Origin of the sequence: Shewanella glacialipiscicola (genome assembly GCF_023283485.1) — a bacterium.
In the GTDB taxonomy this organism is placed as follows: Bacteria; Pseudomonadota; Gammaproteobacteria; order Enterobacterales; family Shewanellaceae; genus Shewanella; species Shewanella glacialipiscicola.
Map to the genome: position 1 here is coordinate 1 of NZ_JAKILU010000013.1, position 19,544 is coordinate 19,544.

The 19,544-nt window shown below is 45.3% G+C and carries 15 protein-coding genes; 6 read left to right on the plus strand and 9 right to left on the minus strand.

Going from position 1 to position 19,544, the window contains the following annotated elements:
* Positions 1 to 451 precede the first annotated feature (451 nt).
* Positions 452 to 1,486: a transposase gene (locus L2717_RS11155; RefSeq protein ID WP_220773742.1), complete on the plus strand. Its 1,035-nt coding sequence runs from the start codon at positions 452 to 454 to the stop codon at positions 1,484 to 1,486.
* 491 nt (positions 1,487 to 1,977) lie between these two features.
* Here L2717_RS11155 and atcC read toward each other — a convergent pair whose 3' ends face one another.
* From atcC to ppk1, 6 genes are all read right to left on the minus strand, one after another.
* Positions 1,978 to 2,874 carry a cold adaptation protein AtcC gene (atcC, locus tag L2717_RS11160; RefSeq protein WP_220773743.1) on the minus strand — a complete coding sequence of 299 codons (897 nt, stop codon included), beginning with the start codon at positions 2,872 to 2,874 and terminating at the stop codon, positions 1,978 to 1,980.
* An 11-nt stretch (positions 2,875 to 2,885) separates the two neighbouring features.
* Positions 2,886 to 3,644 (minus strand): cold adaptation protein AtcB, encoded by a 759-nt coding sequence (gene atcB, locus L2717_RS11165; protein WP_220732764.1) that lies wholly within the window; start codon positions 3,642 to 3,644, stop codon positions 2,886 to 2,888.
* Positions 3,644 to 4,174 (minus strand): cold adaptation protein AtcA, encoded by a 531-nt coding sequence (atcA, locus tag L2717_RS11170; protein ID WP_220773744.1) that lies wholly within the window; start codon positions 4,172 to 4,174, stop codon positions 3,644 to 3,646. The genes atcB and atcA overlap by 1 nt, the downstream gene beginning before the upstream one ends.
* Before the next feature lie 22 nt (positions 4,175 to 4,196).
* Entirely contained in the window at positions 4,197 to 4,481 is a 285-nt protein-coding gene (atcJ, locus tag L2717_RS11175) for a cold adaptation protein ActJcold adaptation protein ActJ (protein ID WP_076500256.1), read from the minus strand.
* A gap of 257 nt (positions 4,482 to 4,738) precedes the next feature.
* Entirely contained in the window at positions 4,739 to 6,274 is a 1,536-nt protein-coding gene (gene ppx, locus L2717_RS11180; RefSeq protein WP_373316154.1) for an exopolyphosphatase, read from the minus strand.
* A 42-nt stretch (positions 6,275 to 6,316) separates the two neighbouring features.
* Positions 6,317 to 8,488, minus strand: coding sequence for a polyphosphate kinase 1 (ppk1, locus tag L2717_RS11185; RefSeq protein ID WP_246611765.1), 2,172 nt, complete (start codon positions 8,486 to 8,488; stop codon positions 6,317 to 6,319).
* A 226-nt stretch (positions 8,489 to 8,714) separates the two neighbouring features.
* On the opposite strand from ppk1, the gene yegD reads away from it, so the two are divergent.
* Both yegD and L2717_RS11195 read left to right on the plus strand, forming a co-directional pair.
* Positions 8,715 to 10,190 (plus strand): molecular chaperone, encoded by a 1,476-nt coding sequence (gene yegD / locus L2717_RS11190; RefSeq protein WP_220773746.1) that lies wholly within the window; start codon positions 8,715 to 8,717, stop codon positions 10,188 to 10,190.
* 48 nt (positions 10,191 to 10,238) lie between these two features.
* A complete protein-coding gene (locus L2717_RS11195) occupies positions 10,239 to 10,724 on the plus strand; it encodes a CreA family protein (RefSeq protein ID WP_220773747.1) in 486 nt (161 codons plus the stop codon).
* 131 nt (positions 10,725 to 10,855) lie between these two features.
* Here the strand turns inward: L2717_RS11195 and L2717_RS11200 are convergent, their stop codons facing one another.
* From L2717_RS11200 to pdsR, 3 genes are all read right to left on the minus strand, one after another.
* Entirely contained in the window at positions 10,856 to 12,055 is a 1,200-nt protein-coding gene (locus tag L2717_RS11200) for a cystathionine beta-lyase (protein ID WP_220773748.1), read from the minus strand.
* A 311-nt stretch (positions 12,056 to 12,366) separates the two neighbouring features.
* Positions 12,367 to 14,526: a proteobacterial dedicated sortase system histidine kinase gene (gene pdsS / locus L2717_RS11205; RefSeq protein WP_220773754.1), complete on the minus strand. Its 2,160-nt coding sequence runs from the start codon at positions 14,524 to 14,526 to the stop codon at positions 12,367 to 12,369.
* A 117-nt stretch (positions 14,527 to 14,643) separates the two neighbouring features.
* Positions 14,644 to 15,336: a proteobacterial dedicated sortase system response regulator gene (pdsR, locus tag L2717_RS11210; protein WP_220773749.1), complete on the minus strand. Its 693-nt coding sequence runs from the start codon at positions 15,334 to 15,336 to the stop codon at positions 14,644 to 14,646.
* Positions 15,337 to 15,592: 256 nt separating this feature from the next.
* Here pdsR and pdsO point away from each other — a divergent pair, with 256 nt between their 5' ends.
* The 3 genes from pdsO to L2717_RS11225 all read left to right on the plus strand — a co-directional run bounded on the left by pdsO (position 15,593) and on the right by L2717_RS11225 (position 19,535).
* Complete coding sequence (pdsO, locus tag L2717_RS11215; protein WP_220773750.1) at positions 15,593 to 16,423, plus strand: sortase-associated OmpA-like protein PdsO; 831 nt, start codon at positions 15,593 to 15,595, stop codon at positions 16,421 to 16,423.
* A gap of 90 nt (positions 16,424 to 16,513) precedes the next feature.
* Positions 16,514 to 18,820 carry a marine proteobacterial sortase target protein gene (locus tag L2717_RS11220; RefSeq protein WP_220773751.1) on the plus strand — a complete coding sequence of 769 codons (2,307 nt, stop codon included), beginning with the start codon at positions 16,514 to 16,516 and terminating at the stop codon, positions 18,818 to 18,820.
* A gap of 10 nt (positions 18,821 to 18,830) precedes the next feature.
* Positions 18,831 to 19,535 carry a class GN sortase gene (locus L2717_RS11225; protein ID WP_220773752.1) on the plus strand — a complete coding sequence of 235 codons (705 nt, stop codon included), beginning with the start codon at positions 18,831 to 18,833 and terminating at the stop codon, positions 19,533 to 19,535.
* The last annotated feature ends 9 nt before the right edge of the window (positions 19,536 to 19,544 follow it).

Genomic DNA, 19,544 nt, shown 5'->3' on the forward strand with positions numbered 1-19,544 from the left:
TTATAGTTCATATCGGTCACCTCGAGTCAGATTTTGTGCACCTAAATCATGGCACATTGCGATGCCGAGGCCGAGGTGACCATCTCAGCAGCCATATCTTTTTGTGTTTTTTAGCTTCTTTGACTAGGCTTTAAATTATCCTGATTTTGTCTGTGTGGAGTTTGCAATGACTTCGGCCAGAAGACAGCTAATTGATGCTAATGCAACGCCCTTCTATCATGTGATAAATCGCTGTGTCAGAAGGGCGTTTTTGTGTGGTGAGGATAAGCTCTCGGGGCGTAGTTACGAGCATCGACGCGGCTGGATTGTGGATAAAATCATAGCCTTGTCCGCGATATTTTGTATCGATATTTGTGCCTAAGAAATATTAGGACAGCCATATCTTTTTGTGTTTTTTAGCTTCTTTGACTAGGCTTTAAATTATCCTGATTTTGTCTGTGTGGAGTTTGCTATGACTTCGGCCAGAAGACTGTTAATTGATGCTAATGCGACACCTTTCTACCATGTTATAAATCGTTGTGTCAGAAGGGCTTTTTTATGTGGTGAAGATAAGCTCACTGGTCGCAGTTACGAGCATCGACGTGGCTGGATTGTCGATAAAATCAAAGCCTTGTCGTCGATATTTTGTATCGATATTTGTGCCTATGCGGTGATGAGTAATCACTATCATTTAGTGCTTAAAATTGATGTCGACAAGGCTAAATCGCTAACGCAAAAAGACATTATCAGTCGTTGGTGCCAAATTACTAAAGGTCATGCAATTGCTACTAAGTATATGAATGGTGATGCATTAATCGACGCTGAACGCATGTTGCTCGATGGCTTAATTACCGAATGGCATGAGCGATTAAGCAGTATCTCCTGGTTTATGCGCTGTTTAAACGAAGAAATTGCCCGTAAGGCTAATCGTGAAGATGAGTGCAAGGGCGCCTTTTGGGAGGGGCGTTTTAAGTCGCAAGCGCTGTTAGATGAGCAAGCACTACTGGCCTGTATGATGTATGTGGATTTAAATCCAATCAGAGCAGGCATTGCCGATTCTTTGCAATCCTCTGATTTTACATCGATTCAGGAGCGAATTAACTCGCTAGATTCACCCAATCGCCCATTAGCTATCTCAACGCCACAAACTGACTCAGCAACCAATCAAGCTCATATTCTCCGCAAATCGTTGGTCCAGTTTGATGGTGCACTACACCAGAATGCGCAAGCGAGCATTCCGTTTCATTTTGCCGATTATCTCGAGCTGATTGATTGGACGAGCCGCGCCATTCGCCTTGATAAAAAAGGCTTTATTGATAATCAGCGGCCCAAACTGCTCAATGAATTAGGCATTGCGCCCGATGCGTGGCTCACGTCAGCCAAAGAATTTCGTCGTCAATACAGTGGCATAAGTGGTCGATGGGATAGCATGTGCGAGTTTAAAAAGCAGCATAACAGTGGCAAATGGTGTAAAGGAAAAGCCTCAAGCCAAGCGTTACACCCATAGGCTCATCACTGCTCAGGATTCAGCGCTGAGGATTATGTTTATTTATCCGAAATGAAGACGATTCCACGAAAAACGCAGCACGCTTTTGTCCCAAAGTGTGTTGCGTATGTCTTTAAATCTACAGATTACGCGAATGCACGAAAGGTGAGCAATGGCTCTCGTTCATAAGCTCAAAAAACCTAGGTTTCTATTCACCGTGTCGATGAGTGAATGACATGGCAAGCCTTTATGAGTGGATATCAGCAAACGATAAGCTTACAACATCAAAGTGATAGGTCATTCAGAAGATTTTTCCAACACCTATCTGTTCCCAAAGCGTTATCAAGCTCTACGCTAAAACCACTCAAAGCTGAGACCTAAATACTGATTGTTGGGATTGGATATAGAAACAAAAGGCAATAAAAAAGTGCTTTATTTTTCAATAAAGCACTCATTTTAAGCGACTCAAGCACTCGTTAACCTACTGAACAGACTGCTGATTAAAGTACCGATCAAAGTACGATGTAGAGTGGCCAGCCGAGGAGGCCGACGAGACCTTCATTGTGTTCGAATCTTTCTAAGCGTTCGGGTGAAGCGTCGCTGAGTAAGAGTTCGCGGTAGCTTTTCGCAAAGTGCAGGGTACGCAGTAGGGCGGGGACAAAGTTTTTGCCGAGATCTTTACTGATGGTTTCAGCGAGTTCTGCGGGTAATTCTGCTAACGCTTTCTGGGTTTCCAATTCGATATGCTCACGGGTAAACCACTCCTCTTTTAAGGTGATTTTACCGATACGCTTTTTTAAATCCTGTCTGACTTTGGCGCCATCAAACAACAATCGATACAGTACCGCTTCGGCTAATACACTCTCTAGATTGAGAAAATCTAGCGGGTCATAGCTCGATTGCGCGTAAAATTGCGCGAATAAAGCTCCAATTGACTGTTGGCGCTGATGCTCAAGCAGGGCATCTTGATAGGCTTCATAGCCTAACCATTCTTCTGCATCTGGCGGGCTAGACACTTGTTCAAGCAAGAACTTGTCAACATCACCGTACAGTGACTTGCCGTTGACGAGTTTATGCTTGCTGACAGTGCTGAGCATGCTCCAGCCTTTTTGAAAGCATTTGACTACGCCATCGGCGTTGAGCAATAAACGTATTGCTTGCTGCGGATTTTGGCTGGATAACTCCAGCAAGCCAAGACTGACTACGCCAATCACATCGTGCGCTGCTTGTTCGAGCAGGTGCATTTTGTATTTGTTGTAAAATTTATCGGCCAGTTTGAGGCTCATCAAAATAGCTTTGGATTTGATTTGTGACAGCTGTTCACCGCTCAGCGTGTCGTCTGCTTGGCCTTGGGCTAATACCTTGCTCAGGTAGGGCCCTTGATCTACATCACGCAGTACCAATTGCATCAAATAATTCCTTAATCCAAAAAGCTAAACATATCATCGACTTCAGCGTATTCATCCGTCACTTGGTTTTTCTCTTTGGCTTGAATAACCAGCTCGTTGACAAACTTGCTGATGATCATTTCCCAACCTGAGCTTTCGTTACGCAGCAGACTCTTAATGGCTTTTTCAACATCGGGCGCAAGTTCATGGATCAAAGCCATTAGGCTGCGTGGGTCGTCTATGCTGAGGCTGTGTGCATCTTCACTGGCTACGCGACTGTCGTAGCCGATGGTTTCAGTGTCTTCTTCGTCATCATAGAGATCGGTGTAGCCGTCTTCGTCTTCATGCTTCTCGCCTAACATCATTTCGATGAACGGGATCGATAAGTAGAAAAGGCCCGCAGGATCGTCGGCGATACATTCTAAAATGGCAGTTTGTTTTTCTTCGCTATCTTGGATACGAATTAAATAGGTCAAAAAATCAAAGGTATGCTGAATCAGTTCTTCGGCATTATTTTTGATTTTTTCTTCCCAGTACAAAGGCTGCTGACAGACGATGTCGCGAATTTGTTCTGGCGTCATGAGTTCAGACATGATCGAAGGGCAGGAGATATCATGGTGACTGTTGATTTGTGTCAGCGTGACGATATCCATGTGTTCGATCACTTCGACTAATTGCGCGTCGCTCATGGTATTGGCGATGATTTCAAAGCGTTTGCTCGCTTGTTTTGGCTCTACGTCCGCTAACTGCTTAATTTCAGCGACGGTAATCTCAATGAGACTAGTGTTCATTAGCGGTCCTCATCATCGTAGTGATCGAAGTAGCCATCTTCTTCTTCGCCTTCATCATCATCGTCGTTATCGGACGTGCCAACATAGTCGTTGTCATCATCTTCATCGTCGTCGTGATGTTTTGCTGCTGGTGTGGCTTTACCTTGAGTTTCAAGTAAATACAATACTGCGCAGCTTTCTATCAATAAAGTTTCAGAGTAACCGCGTACGGCCAACACCAGAGGTAAATCGGCATTGTTAAAGCCAATAGTGACTTTAAATTCATCCCATTCGGGTTGAGTTGCCGTGTTTATCCACTGTGCCCACTTGAGTTTGGCTTCAGCGGGAAACTTAATTCGACCGTAAAGTGCGACGGGCAGGTACTCAGGCACAGTATCGAGTATCTTAGGATCGGCTTCTAACACCTTTTTGATTTGGCTAGTAAATTGCTCTAGCGCTTTAGGTGTATCAGGATCGTCGTAGGATTCGATATTGTCGTAGGCATTATTTTTTAGCTCATTAATGCGTGAGATATTCAGTTTTTTAACCATTTGGCACTACTCTAGAAAACGCTCAAGGATAAAATTGGTCCCACAGCTCGCGCATGGCGCTGGCGGGATCGGTCACTATTACGTTATTGAAATCTTTGATAAACGCATTTCGTCGCTTAGGATCTGACAACACATCATAAGCATTTTTAACGCGTTCAAGTTGTATGGCAGCTTGCTGCTTTTCCTCTTCAGAGGCGCCTAACAACTTGTCGGGATGATATTTGTTTGACAGCCGTCGATAGGCTTTTTTAATGTCGTCTTCTTTGGCACTGGGTTTTATGCCAAGCACACTAAAGTGGTTAATCATGCTTATACCTGCAAGGCGATGGTTCTGATATCACAAGATAAAAAGGGTTTGACTCCGATTATCTTTAAATTCGTGGAATTCTATCAGTCAGCCGTGGATCATAGCAGAAATCCCTACTCAGCGGCAAACGCGCGAGCAGGAATTTATGCTTTAGTGGGAGGTAAAAATTCTTTTAACTTTAATCTGTTGCGACTCATTACTTTAGCACGCTGTTATGCCGCTTAAATCTGTTATGCAAGTTAGAATTCCCTCTAAGGCTAACTTAAGCTCGACACTAAACGTAGGTTCATCCCAAGGGTGAGCATTTGCTTTTGTTCACGCTGTAAATCTTTCATAAATAGGTTAATTTTTCGCTTATGGCTTGGTAGCACTAGCATGAGTCCATCAGGAATGACCTTAATATGATCTAAGGTCAGCGTTTTGGCGATACGACCAAGATTGAGCAATACTGCGAGTCGTAGTAAACACAGTAGTCGATTTAATGTGAGTTTATGGCTGGGCTCAAGCTCAGTGAGCATCAATGCGCGGGGCTTTTTTCTATGGTTGCTGATAAGCCGTGCTAAATCTAATTGTAATGCTTCACTAAACCCAGGTAAGTCACTGTTACTGATGATATAACCACCGTGTTTGTGCAAAGACTTTGAATTAATGTGTAGCCCAATTTCATGTAAGGTTGCGCTGTAGGCGAGTAGGCGCGCGTGCGGCCTTAATTGCCATTCATGGGCCACCTGCTCAAACAGCGCCATAGCGGTATCGCGCACCTTAGCGGCGTGGGCCATATCGATATGATAAAGCTGGGCAATACTATCAACGGTGCGGTGGCGAATATCTTGATACTGACCAATTTTTGCCAGTTCATAAAGTACGCCTTCACGTAGTGCACCTGGGCTAAATTCCAGTTTATGTATCGGTAAGCGCCTAAAAAAGCTGATTAAAATAGCTAGGCCTGCGGGCACTAAAGGCGTGCGTTTATCATCAACATGGGCAAATTTTATCTGGTTAATATGGCCACATTTTATCAACTTGACCTTGAGTTTTTTTAGCCGTGACAGTGTGATGGTTTCATCGCCGTGTTCTTCTTGAATCGCTTCGCAGATGGCTTTGACGGTACCTGAGCTGCCTAAGGTGAGCTCCCAGCCGCCGGCAAAATATTCCTTTGAGAGTGAGGCAAACTGTTTATCGGCCGCGCTTTGTGCATCACGAAACGAAGCTGAGGTAATACGGCCATCGGTAAAAAACCGTTCATTAAAACTCACGCAGCCGCAGCGCAGGCTCGATAATTGTGTTGGGGTATTTTTATGACCGATCACAACCTCGGTAGAGCCGCCGCCTATGTCTATGACTAAATTGCTTTTTCCAAGCACTTGGCTTTGGGCAATGCCATTATAAATTAAGCGCGCTTCTTCATGGCCCGAAATCACTTCTACCGGATAGGGCATAATAGCGAGCGCCGCTTGGATAAATTGTTCGCGATTTTTGGCAATTCTCAGGGTGTGGGTCGCGACTAAGCGTACTTGGGCTTGGTCGAGATTAGAAAATCTTTGATTAAAATCCCGTAGGCAGTTGAGGCCACGTTCAATGGCTGCATCGTCAAGCACATTGTGTGCATCAAGCCCCGTTGCGAGCTGAACCTGTTGTTTTTCTTTGTGCAAAATTTGCAAATTGCCATCTTGCTCGCGGGCAATAATGAGATGAAAACTGTTTGACCCCATATCAATGGCGACAAAATGGTTCGAGGCTGATTGTGTCAACATGTTAACTGGTGACTGTGTTTGCGAATGAGTAGCGCCCAATCAGATTATCCTTAAGCAATGGCAGTGAAATAAAGTCAGCATTTAGCCAACGTTGGCCTGTAACGCTTGATTTATATCGGGCGCAGCAGGGTCATCTTGCTGAGCATTCTCTTCATGGGCTTGCAGTTGTATGGCATTAAATTCTTGCTGTTGACGCTTTTCATAATTAATCAAATACTGATAAATGGCAATTTGAGAGCGTACTTTTCGCTTGTTACCGCGATTACGATAAGGATTACTTTGCTCCTTATTGATGATGCGAGCCTTAGTGTTGTCATTGAATTGTAGTGATAAAATATCCATAACCATCTGTTTTAAGTGCAGATCATAAATAGGGACACTCACTTCAACACGATTATCAATATTGCGGCTCATCCAGTCTGCGGAGCAGAGAAAGAGTTTATTTTCGCCGCCAGCATGGAATAACATCACGCGGGAATGCTCAAGGAATCGGTCTACAATACTGTAAATTTCGATATTATCGCTGATCCCCGGAATTTGAGGAATGAGCGAGCACATACCGCGAATCAGTAGCTTGATTTTGACGCCAGCCGCCGATGCTTCATACAGTTTTTGCACTAATGACTCATCGAGTAAGTTATTTAATTTTAAGGTAATCGCTGCTTTGATATGGTTTTGAGCATTAACGATTTCATTATCAATCAAACTACTGAGTTTTTGTCTGGCATCGTAGGGCGATACAATTAAATGCTGGAAGTTATCACGGCGATATGGATGCTCAATGAGATCAAATACTTGTTCAACCTCTCGGGCAATTTCTTGATTGGCGGTAAATAGCGACAAGTCGGTATATACTCGCGCCGTGCCTTCGTTAAAGTTGCCTGAGCCGACGTGACAATAGAGTTTAATTTCTCCTTGTTCTTCGCGGCCAATTAAACACAACTTAGAATGCACCTTCAAACTGGTAATCCCGTGGTGAACCTTTACGCCCGCTTCGGCCAAGATGCGTGTCCACTCAATATTAGATTGCTCATCAAACCTAGCCCTGAGCTCGATAACCGCCGTAACCTGCTTACCGTTTCTCACTGCATCGACAAGCGATTGCACTACATGGGATTTTTTTGCCACTCGGTATAAGCTAATGCGAATAAAACGTACCGCAGGATCGTATGCCGCTTGGCGTACCATTTCGGTAAAGTGCGAAAACTTATGATACGGATAGTTAAGCATAATATCGCCCATCCGAATGGCATCGAAACTGTTAGCACTGCGGCCAAAACCTGCACTATTAAGTGCGGGTAGCTTTTCATTTTCGAGATAATCGCGGCTTGGGTTGGGGAAGGCGATAAAGTCTTTAAAGCTGTGGTAGCGCCCACCGGGGATCAAGCATTCGGTTGAGCTGATATTCAAATTGTCTTTGAGCATCACCAACATATGTTCGGGCATTTCTTTGTCATAGACTAACCGTACAGGCTCGGCGGTGAGACGTTTTTTAAGGCCTCGGGTCATTTTTTCGAGCTGGGTTTGCTCTAGCTCATCGGTGATATCAAAATCTGCATCACGGGTTAATTTCATTGAATACACTTCAATGGCATCGTACTCGAAGAAGGGGCCGAAGAGTTCATCTACACAATGGCGAATAATATTGTCGAGTAAGATTAAATACTTTTTTGTCTTACTCTTTTCAGTAGGTAACTCGATAAAGCGCGGCACATTTTTAGTGGGCACTTCGACTAGAGCGTATTGGCGGCGCGCTTTAGTAAATAAGCAGACACACAGATAGGTGGCATCATCGTTGATTTGTTTAACTAAATCACGGTTATTATTGACAATAAGCGGGGCAATATGACGTTTAAAATGGTCTCTAAAATGCTTTTTTAGCCAGTTGCTGTGAAACTCGCTTAGCTGTTTTTCATTGATTAATAGAATATTACGCCGTACAAGCTCGCGCATTAAGTCCGTGTATATGCCGTCAAACCTTTCTTGCAGCGCCATCACTTTAGATTGAATTTTAGCCATTAAATGGCGGCTATTACTACGACCTTCCTGTAGGGATGAAAGCAGCATTGAGCGCCTAACCGAAGCCACACGCACCCTGAAAAATTCATCCATATTATTGGAAAATATGCCTAAAAAGCGCACTCGTTCCACTAACGGCACATTATGATCGCAGGCTTCTTGCAACACTCGCTCGTTAAAAGATAGCCAAGAGAGTTCTTTATCAATCGAAAGTTTATCGGTATTGGGGGGCACTGCACAGCTCCTTTAAGCAAGCGTCATGGCGCAATATACAATAACATTCATCCGTGTTTGTGCAATCAGCTTTAGGTGATTAAATTTGCTGTGGTATTAACGCCGTCCCTAGCTTTTGTTAGGTGAAACTTGATGTTGTTAAGTGGCTAACCGCCCATGTTAACTCCTTGGGCATTATTGCAAACTATGCTATTGTGCTCGGCTTTTTTATCGCGGGAGTAAAGGTATGTTTGTTGGATTTGATTATGGAAGTGCTAACTGCGCCGTAGGGATTATGCAAAATGATGTTGTGCAGTTATTGGCTTTATCAGAGCAATCAGCTTATTTACCTTCGACCTTGTATGCGATGGACAGAGATCTCATCGCCGAAGCGGTTTATCGCAGTCTTCCTGCTGAGTTTAAGGCCGATTACGCTAACAAACGTGCCGCTCAAATCAGTCGCGCCCGTATGGTGCGCCATGAATTAGATCTCGATGCAAATACCCAAGCCGTTTTTGTTGGTGAGCAAGCGGTAAGCGCCTATTTAGACATGCCGGAGGAAGGGTTTTATGTCCGTTCGCCAAAATCTTTTTTAGGGGCAACGGGCTTAAGACCCGAACAAGTTGCCCTGTTTGAAGATATTGTTACCCTGATGATGATGCATATTAAAGTGCGCGCCGAATCGGTATTGGTCGAAAAGGGTCTTGTTCAACCAGGCGCTGAGGCGATGATTACCCATGCAGTGATTGGTCGCCCAGTGAACTTTCAAGGTATAGGCGGCGAAGAGAGTAACCGTCAGGCAGAAACCATTCTCACCTTAGCGGCAAAACGTGCGGGTTTTATCGGCGTTGATTTTTTGTTCGAGCCGTTAGCGGCAGGAATGGATTATGAAGCGACCTTGACCGACAACAAAACTGTGTTGGTTGTTGACGTGGGCGGTGGTACAACCGACTGCTCAGTGGTCAAAATGGGGCCAGCTCACAAACATAAAGCGGATCGCAGTGAAGATTTTCTCGGCCATAGCGGCCAGCGTATCGGTGGTAATGATCTTGATATCGCCCTTGCAATGGATGCTTTTATGCCGCATTTTGGTTTAGGTTCGTTAATGACTAATGGCAAACCTATGCCCAGTAAAGCATTTTGGAATGCTGTGGCGGTCAACGATATTAGCGCCCAGCGAGAGTTCAATACGTTAAGTAGTCGTAAACTAATTGATGAATTGATTAAAGAAGCCGAGCAGCCGCAGCTATTGAGCCGACTGTTAAAAGTGCAACAGCAGCAGTTAAGCTATCAGTTAGTTCGCCAAGCAGAGCGTGCCAAAATTGCGCTGTCAGATGCTGAAAAGACCGATATTAATCTTGATTTTATTGAAGTGACGCTGCATGCGGGTGTGAGTCGCGACTTGTTTGATAATGCCATTGAGTCTTCGCTAACAAAAGTGGAAGCCTTAATGCACCAAGCGCTCGCGCAAGCGGCACACACCTTGGCGGCAAAAAATGTGGCGGCTACCAATGCGTTGCCACAGGATATAGCTACTGTAAATATTGAACAAGAATGTAAACCCGATGTCATTTACGTGACGGGTGGTACGGCGCGAAGCCCAGCTATTTACGCTAAAATTACCGGTATTTATCCTGATACTCCGGTCGTGGTTGGCGATCATTTTGGCTCAGTGACGGCGGGGCTAACCCGCTGGGCACAAAAGCTATTTGCTAAGCACTAACATATAAGCACTTATATATAAGCAGCACTAACGTAAAAGGATGTATGTATGAGAACACGACTTAAGTGTGCGTTTGCGGTAACGGTAGGTTTATTACTCGCTGGCTGCGGTGACGATGTGGGGAAGGTGAGCCTAGGGCTTTTTACCACCAAAGATGTAATTATTGATGCGAAACAAGATCCTAAAATCCCAGGCGTAACTTGTCATATTAGTCGTATTGAGGCCAATTTAGATTTTGCCGATCCCTCAGATATGAGTATTAGTTGCCGACAAACAGGGCCAATCCATGCAGCCGATCTCGCTAAGATAGATATGGGCAAACACGGCGAAGTGATTTTTACTGAATCCCTGAGTATTTTGTTTAAGTCATTAAAAGTGCGCCGGATTTATGATGCGCAAAACCAGACGCTGTTGTATTTGTCCTATTCGACTAAAGAGACTAATGGCAGTCATAAGCATGCACTCTCAACCGTGCCGCTCTATGGCTCGGCGGCGTGGATCGATCCTGCGTTAAACGTGGGTAAAGCGAATTAATCGAGGCTCATTGAATAGGTAGCTTTTTTATTAGCCTAAATATTTGCAGTAAACAGAAATAAACAAAGGGGCGGAATATTGATTCCGCCCCTTTGTTTTTATACGCGAGCACTTGCTACTAAACCGCTTCGCTACTTAGCTTTAGCCGCCAGTACCGCGTTAAAGCGTTCAAAGCCTGCACTGAGATCGGCAATTAAATCTGCCGGATCCTCTAAGCCAATATGCACACGGATTAATGGTTTGCTTGCATCCCACTTTGTTGCTGAACGGATTTTATCAATGCCGAAAATACCGAGGATTAAACTCTCGTAGCCGCCCCAAGAGAAACCCATTTTAAAGTGATGCATATTTTCAACCAGTGCGGTAACCGCATCGGCATCGCCTTGTTTTAATACAAAAGAGAACAAGCCGTTTGAGGCACTAAAGTCGCGTTTAAAAAACTCGTGGCCAGGACAGGTGTCAAAGGCGGGATGTCGTAGATGATCAACTTCTGGGCGAGTTTTCAACCAATTAGCGACTTGCAGTGCATTTTTTTCATGTTGCGCCATACGCACACCTAAGGTACGCAAACCGCGGGCAGCTAGATACACATCGTCTGGTGAGGTGGTTTGCCCCATTAAATAACTGTGTTCACGCAGTTGCTGCCAGTATTTTTCATTGGCGGTGGCGGTGCCTAACATCACATCCGAGTGACCAACGATATATTTGGTGGCCGCTTGAATAGAAATATCCACGCCCATTTCAAAGGGCTTACTATTGATGGGTGAGGCCCACGTGTTGTCTAGCATAGTAATCAGCCCATGTTCGTGGGCGATGCGGCATAAGGTTGGCACATCTTGCACTTCCATAGTGATAGAACCGGGAGACTCTAAAAATAGTACCTTAGTATTGGGGCGGATAAGATCGCCAATGCCAGCGCCAATGAGCGGATTGTAATAGGTCGTTTCAATACCAAAACCGCCGAGAATATGCGTACACAAATCTCGCGTTGGCTCATACACGCTATCGACCATTAATAGATGATCGCCCGTTTTTAAAAATGATAGCAATGCTGCGCTTATCGCCGCCGCGCCTGAAGGATAAAGCGCTGTGCCTACGCCGCCTTCTAATTCGGCAATCGCCGCTTGAAACGAAAAATGGGTTGGGGTACCGCGGCGGCCATAAAACATCTCGCCATTAGTTTTGTTTTTAGCAGCGTGGCGCATCTCTTCCATCGTTTCAAACACAATAGTCGAAGCGCGAAAGACGGGCGGATTAATCACGCCCTTGGTCCATTTTTTATCTCGACCTAAGCTGACAATTTGAGTGGCTTGATGATGTTGATCTGTCATTGGAGAATTACCTTGGCATGTAGGTTAAACGAATCATTTAGGCAAGTTTTGAAAAACACTTACGCTTAGAAAATACTTACGTTCACAGAAAAACGACTGTTCAAAGAACAGCGATCAGAGAGTGTAATCTGTTGTTATGGCGGTCATCTTAGCATTTGCGCGCAAAAATGACAGTTGGCGCAATGATGAGTTTGACTCATGTTATCGCTTCTATCGAGTGTGATTTTAAGATGAAAATCTATCTTACCTAATTAAACACAACACCCGCTTATCAGTGTTGGCATGGAAGTTTACTCCATGCACTGCCATTTTTAGCTTAGGGGCAGTGTCACAAGAATATCTACACCATTATGTTCACTTCGGTTACGGGCGAGGATTTGTCCCTGGTGAAACTCAGCAACCAGTCGGGCGATATACAGCCCTAAACCAAGATGGGGTTTGTCTTGGACTTGATTTATCCGTACCGACACCATGGAATCAAAAATCTGCTCCGACATATCAACTGGAAGTTCAGGTCCTAAATTACTGATCAGCAATGTTGCTTGCTTGCCGACTTGGGTGAGCGTGACTTCGATGGCACTGTCCTGATGGCAAAACTCAATCGCGTTGGCGATAAGCTTGTCCATCAACTGCGCTATGTATTCCGGCACGCCTTGCATCATTAGCGGCTGTTCGGGCACTTTTACACTAAAGCGCTGTTCTGGATAGGTCATTTGATAACCTTGCATACAACCACTAACGACTTGGGAGAGCGGAAATTTAGTAATGTCAGCCTGAATTAAACTCTGCTCTAAGCGCGTCGCTTCGCTCATATTATTTAAAATCATGCTTAAACGACTGACGCCTTCTTGGGCACGGTCGACATATTTTTGGGTGTCGTTATCTAAGGTCTGTAGGTTTAAATGCTCAAGGGATGAGCGCACAACGGCTACGGGTGTGCGTAGCTCATGTGACAAGCGTGATGACATATTTTCTAAATAGTGGGTGTATTGCCCTAAACGTCCAACGATGCTGGAAAAGCTGCGTGATAGATCGCCAATTTCATCCCGCGCCTTAGATGGCTTGAGGTTATTACGCACTCGACCTTGGCTGTCGATGGCATTTTCAGCTTCATCGCGCAGTTTGCGGATACGGTTTGAAATACTCGAAGCGAAGAAAAATAGCGCTAAAGTGCCCATGCTCATAATGGTTAAAATCACGTTAAACAGTTTTTCTAGCGCACGGTTACGTAGTGAGCGGATGCCGTGGGTGGTTTCTTCGGCGACAACGGCGCCCATCACATTGTTATCAATCCAAATTGGACTGGCGGCAGTGAGTACGACGGCTTTATTGTCTGGGGTTAAACGCCAAGTTGAACCTTGCTGACCCGCGAGCGCCTTTTGGATATGACTACCGTCAAGTTCGGTGGAGTCTTGCAAGGAATCGATAAAATCTTTGGGCGGTTTTGTGAGGATTTTATAATACAGTGGATGCAGGTAATCGCGTTTGAAGGTTTCCCACAAGGTTGTGCTTTTTTCATCTTCTAAAGTGCGGGTCCACACACTGTCATTAGCACGAATGTCGCCAGATTTAGCCAATACGCGGCCGTGTTTATCGACTACCCAAATACGTGAGCTGTTGTGGCTCATGCCTTTGATTATGCTTTCAATTTCAGGTGATGGTACCAATACAGTACCGAGATTATCGACCGTATCTAAAGCAGAGGTACCGACAACCGCAACCATATCGCGGTATTTACTGTCGTTCACATCGGCAATGGCAAATCCGAGCTTACTGCCGACCATGTTTAAGGGGATACGCAGCTCAACATTATAACCTACATCGGTAGTTGCCCATTGTCCTTGAATGCGCACCTCGGGGGTGACGGGCACCGTTTGTTTGGGGTTAGCGGGTAATTCAAAAGCACTGATCCAACCCGGTTGCGTGGTGGCAATAATATAACGTTTGAATTTATTGTCCGGTGACAGGGTCGCAATCGAGAGGTGATCGTTTCTATCGACACTTAAGGCATTTTTCCCACGGAAAACGACGCTTGGGTCAATGACTTGAAAAAAAGCATATAGATAGCCATCGTACTGGCCAACCATGTGAGTAAAACTTAAGGTGAGCGGCGTGTTTGGATTGGCACGCATGATTTGATGTGCCTCACCGTATTGTAGAAATCGGTGCTGATATTCCTGCCATTCGTTAAGTTTACCATCAAGTAGAATCGCCCCTGCTAATGGATAAGCATACAAATCACGGCTTTTCTCAACTTGTTTTAAAAAGCTCGCCTGTCCATCAAATAATTTGGGCCGCTCGTGCAGCGCAGTAGCCAGTGCTTGAGTTGTGCCCTCTAAGGTGCGTTCTTGGCCGTAGCGTAGATACTTCTCCATTTCCCACACATATTGATACCCCAACCAAGGTAGGCAGAGTAAGAACAGACTAAGGCCGATGACTTTAGTGCGAAGGCCAAAGGGGAAACGTATCATCATTTAGGTATCAGCATTTATAGAATCAAAGGTTATCTGTCTATCTTTATCCATTATATCAATGGTCTAAATAGTATGTGGCGTTATGCCCGAGGGCTTAGTCTATGGCAAACGAGTCTAGGCTAAGCTGTCCCAGCGATAACCCATACCATAGACAGTATCGATACAGTCAAACTCGGGCGCATTAGCAATAAATTTTTTGCGAATGCGTTTCACATGGGAGGTGATAGTGCTGTCATCGACAAAGATTTTAGCTTCTTGCATTAATTCATGGCGGCTACGTACATGGCCAGGATGTTTGGCTAACGCATGTACCATCCAAAACTCGGTAACCGTGAGCTCAATTGGCAATTGGTTCCAGTAGACCTGCATGCGGTTGGCATCAATCGTCAGTGGCCCACGCTCAAGCAGATATTCCTGTGGTGTTTGGCTTGCTGCGAGCTCAGAGCGGCGAAATAAGGCGGCTAAACGAGCGGTTAAATGAGGGAAACTCACTTCTTTACTCAAGTAATCATCGGCGCCTAAACGCAGACCACACACAGTATCAAAGTCACTGTCACGGGCGGTCAAAAAGATGATGGGCACTGTGCTCGACATCGCACGCAGTGACTGACATAGCATAAAACCGCCATCAATCTCATTGCCTAAACCGATGTCAATAATGGCTAAATCCGGTAAACGGGTGTTAAAGGCTAACATGGCCGAGGGTCTGTCGGCATAGGTTTGCACGCTATAACCGTGTTGTTGCAGCACGTCCTTGTAGTTTTCACGAATGGCCGCTTCATCTTCCACTATAGCGATACGCTTCATAGAGCCATATTCCTATTGCCTTTGGGACTTAAGTTTTCGTGACTATACAGGATTTTACCCGAGAAAAAAGACCACAAATACAATTGCCATATTGTTGCCACAATTGATAGTTGCATTGCCATTTTCTATCCCTGCTCATGCCATTCCACTTGTGTTTAATAGCCTCATTAGTTTTGCACCTGTTTTGACCTGATGTGGTTTTAAATTTGATATTTCAGGGATGAGTGCAACATCGAGAATAATCAAAAAGGAATGGATGATGAAAAAGACCCTAATTAATCTGTTGGTGTTAAGTCTATTAAGCGCGCCCGTGGCAAGTGTTTCGGCACGGGTTTCATTGAAAAACCAAGCGCTTGGGCAAGATAAAACCCTAGAGCATGATGTCAATGTTAACGATATGGCCATGGACGATGAATATACCAATGAAGATGACGAAGCTGAAACCTTAATCGGCCTAGGTGGTGGGGCATTAGTTGGCGTATTGGTTGGCGGTCCTGTGGGCGCCATTATTGGCGCTCTTGCTGGTACCTTGATTGGCAAATCCGTTGGCGATACTGATACGTTGCAAATTCAGCAAACACAGATAAGCCTGCAACAGGCCGAGTTATCAGCGTTGAGTGCAAAGCAGCAGAAAACTGAAAAACAGGCAAACGAATATGCCATGGTGCAGCAAGAGCTCAATGAACTGTTGTCAGCGCAGCGTCAATTACTCAGTGAATTAGCATTAGGGCTTAACGTGCAGTTTCGCACGGGTTCTTCTGAGGTTGAAGCGCACTTTTTACCCCAATTAGAAGATGTGGCCGAGATAATGAATCTATCGCCTGAGCTTAACTTAGAGCTTAAGGGGTATGCCGACCGCCGAGGTGACAAGAGTGATAACCAAGCGCTTTCTGAACAGCGTTTATTGGAAGTACAAGGTTACTTTATTCAGCAAGGTGTTGCTGCACAGCGTATGACCACCCAAGCCTTTGGGGCGTTATCGCCATTGCAAGCGCTGCAAGATAAAGAATCAGATGTGTTCGATCGCCGCGTAACGCTAACGCTGCAGCCCGATACGACCTTAATGGTACAGCGCACAGCCCAATAGCGGCGCATATTACGCCGTTATTCTTACATGGCTTAGGTTAAACAGCCGCCAACCTCAGTTTATATTTGTTAATAGAAGGAAGTCTTTGTGATGGCCACAGGGAAAAGGGTAAAAGAAGTCAGTGAAGCTATCGCGATACTGTTGATTAGTGCTGCAATATGTTGGTGTTTGCCCTTCGTGGCATTGGCTTCGCCTAATAGTATTGACACACTGCCTGAGCTACAGAATATGGCCTCGGCTCAGGTAGAACAAAAAACGATAGAGTCACAAGCCATTAATTTTGATGATATTACCCAAGGTATGTTGCTTTACCGTCAGCAGAGCGGTGCTTGGGCGCCATCCTTACCACTTGATACCCAAGTGGTAATGCAAGTCTCTGGATTAAGTAACCGCGTCAGCGTGAAACAAGTTTTTCGTAATAACACTGAGTTTGTATTGAATGGGCAATATTTGTTTCCGCTGCCGAATGAAGCCGCGGTAGATTCGCTGCGATTACATATAGGCCAACGAGTTATTGAAGGGCAAATTCATCCTAAGGCTGAGGCCAAGCAGATTTTTGAGCAGGCAAAATCGGAGGGTAAACGAGCCAGTTTAGTTAGCCAAGAGCGGCCGAATATGTTCACCACTGAAGTGGCAAATCTAGCACCTCAAGAGGAACTGATAGTGGAGATTAGCTATCAGGAGACCATTAAATATGAGGATGGTGTGTTTAGCCTACGTTTTCCGCTGGTGGTCGCGCCTCGTTATATTCCGGGCTTAACCTCTGACGCAAGTGGTGGCGATTCAAATGATCCTACAGCACAGAGAAGCCAATCGAGCCGAGTAACTAGCTCGCAGGTATTTGATGCCGACCGCATTATTGCGCCAGTGCGAGATGCGGCCAGTAGGCGCGATCCTGTACTTAATGCAAATATTCAAGTGCTACTGGCAAAGGGCGTCGATGAAACGTCAATTAATAGCCCTTATCACGACATCAACCTTAATCAAACCCATAGCGGTGCTGTTGATGTGTCGCTAGTTAAAAGCGTGCCCGCTAACCGTGATTTTGTGTTGCAGTGGCGGGTAAAGCAAGGCACAAGCCCCATGGCTTGGGTGTTTAATCAACAAGGTAAAACTCACCAATCCGATAGCGATACCGTGTCTCAAAATACGTTTGAGGCAAGCAAAGACAAGGAGGTAAACAAAGACAACTACAGCCTATTGATGGTGCTACCGCCTAGGGTTGAAAAAAGTAACCAGCTGAGTTTGCCCCGTGAATTAATTCTAGTGATTGATACCTCGGGCTCGATGGCGGGGGATTCTATCGTGCAAGCTAAAAATGCACTGTTGTACGCATTAAATGGACTTAAACCGGAAGACCGCTTTAACATTATCGAATTTAACTCAGAATTATCTCAGCTATCAGCAACACCACTCGCTGCGACCTCGTCTAATTTGTCCCGCGCCCGTCAGTTTGTGAGCCGTTTACAAGCCGATGGTGGCACAGAAATGGCATTGGCACTGGATGCTGCATTACCCAAATCAATGGCTAATGAAGCGACAGAATCATCGCAGCCTCTACGCCAAGTGATTTTTATGACAGATGGTTCGGTGGGTAATGAACAAGCCTTGTTTGACTTAATTCGCTACCAAATTGGTGAGAGTCGCTTATTTACTGTTGGTATAGGTTCGGCGCCCAATTCACATTTTATGCAAAGGGCGGCGGAGCTTGGCCGTGGCACTTTTACTTATATTGGTAACGTGGATGAGGTCGATGAGAAAATCAGCGCCTTGCTGAGCAAAATTCAATACCCTGTGTTAACCGATATTCAAGTACGGTTTGATGATGGCAGTGTTCCCGATTATTGGCCGTCACCGATTGCTGATTTGTACCGAGGGGAGCCTGTGCTCGTTAGCCTTAAACGCGGTGCCCGTGAGCCGCAGGAGTTGGTGATTTCAGGACGTCAAGGCCATAAAAATTGGCAACAGTCATTATCATTGCAGGATAACGCCGCAGGACTTATTACCCATCAAAGCGCGGGATTAGATTTGTTCTGGGCCCGTAAACAAATCTCTGCATTGGAGCTCAGTAAAAATGGCGCCAATGATGACAAGGTCAAACAGCAAGTCACAGCGTTATCGATGAACTATCACTTAGTCAGCGCCTACACCAGTTTAGTGGCAGTGGATTTAACGCCAATCGATGCAACTGCGACCAGCCGTGATGCTGTGGTGCGTCAACACTTGCCATTAGGGTGGCAACCGTTTGGTGTATTACCGCAAACCGCCACTTCAAGCCGTTTGGATATACTGCTTGGTGCACTTACGTTGCTACTAGCCTTAATGCTCGTAAGATCGATTCAGCGGCAAAGACAAGAAGACAAGGCCGCCTTAATGACATTGGCTTGTGAACAATGAGTTACGAGCGATGAGCAAAGCGAGAACGCAGCGATTTTTAGTGGTGGGATTATGTTTAATTGGCGCAACATTATTAGGAAAGGGACTCTATATGCAGGCTAAAGCACACTTTGCCCAGTATTTGATTGAACAGGCATGGACTAAAACATTAGCGGATGGACAATCTCATAAGCCTTGGTCATGGGCGGATACCTACCCAGTAGCAAAGCTGTCGATTTACCGCGAACAAGTGGCGGCTAACAGTGATATTGAGACCGAGTTGAATGACAGTTTATATGTCCTAGCGGGGGCTTCTGGGCGAAATCTAGCCTTTGGCCCAAGTCTAGTGTTATCCAGTGCGCCAGCAGGACAAACGGGTAACACTGTGATTGCCGGCCACAGGGATACACATTTTGCGATACTCAATGGTATGGCGGTCGGTCGCCGCTTATCATTGCAAACGCTAAAGGGAAATAACATTGTTTATGAAGTGGTTGCCACTCAAGTTGTGCATGAAACTGAAACCCAATTTATGGCGCCATCCGATGATAATCGTTTAACCTTGATCACCTGTTACCCCTTTGATGCACTTCAAGGCGGCGCCGAATTGCGGTTTGTAGTGCAAGCCATACTGGTCGATGATGAGTTGATGCAAACGCGCAATGCGGATGTATCCGCAGTAATTGGTAATGGGTTGCAAGGACGCGCCGTAAAGGTGTCCCACTTTAGGCATTAATATTAAAGG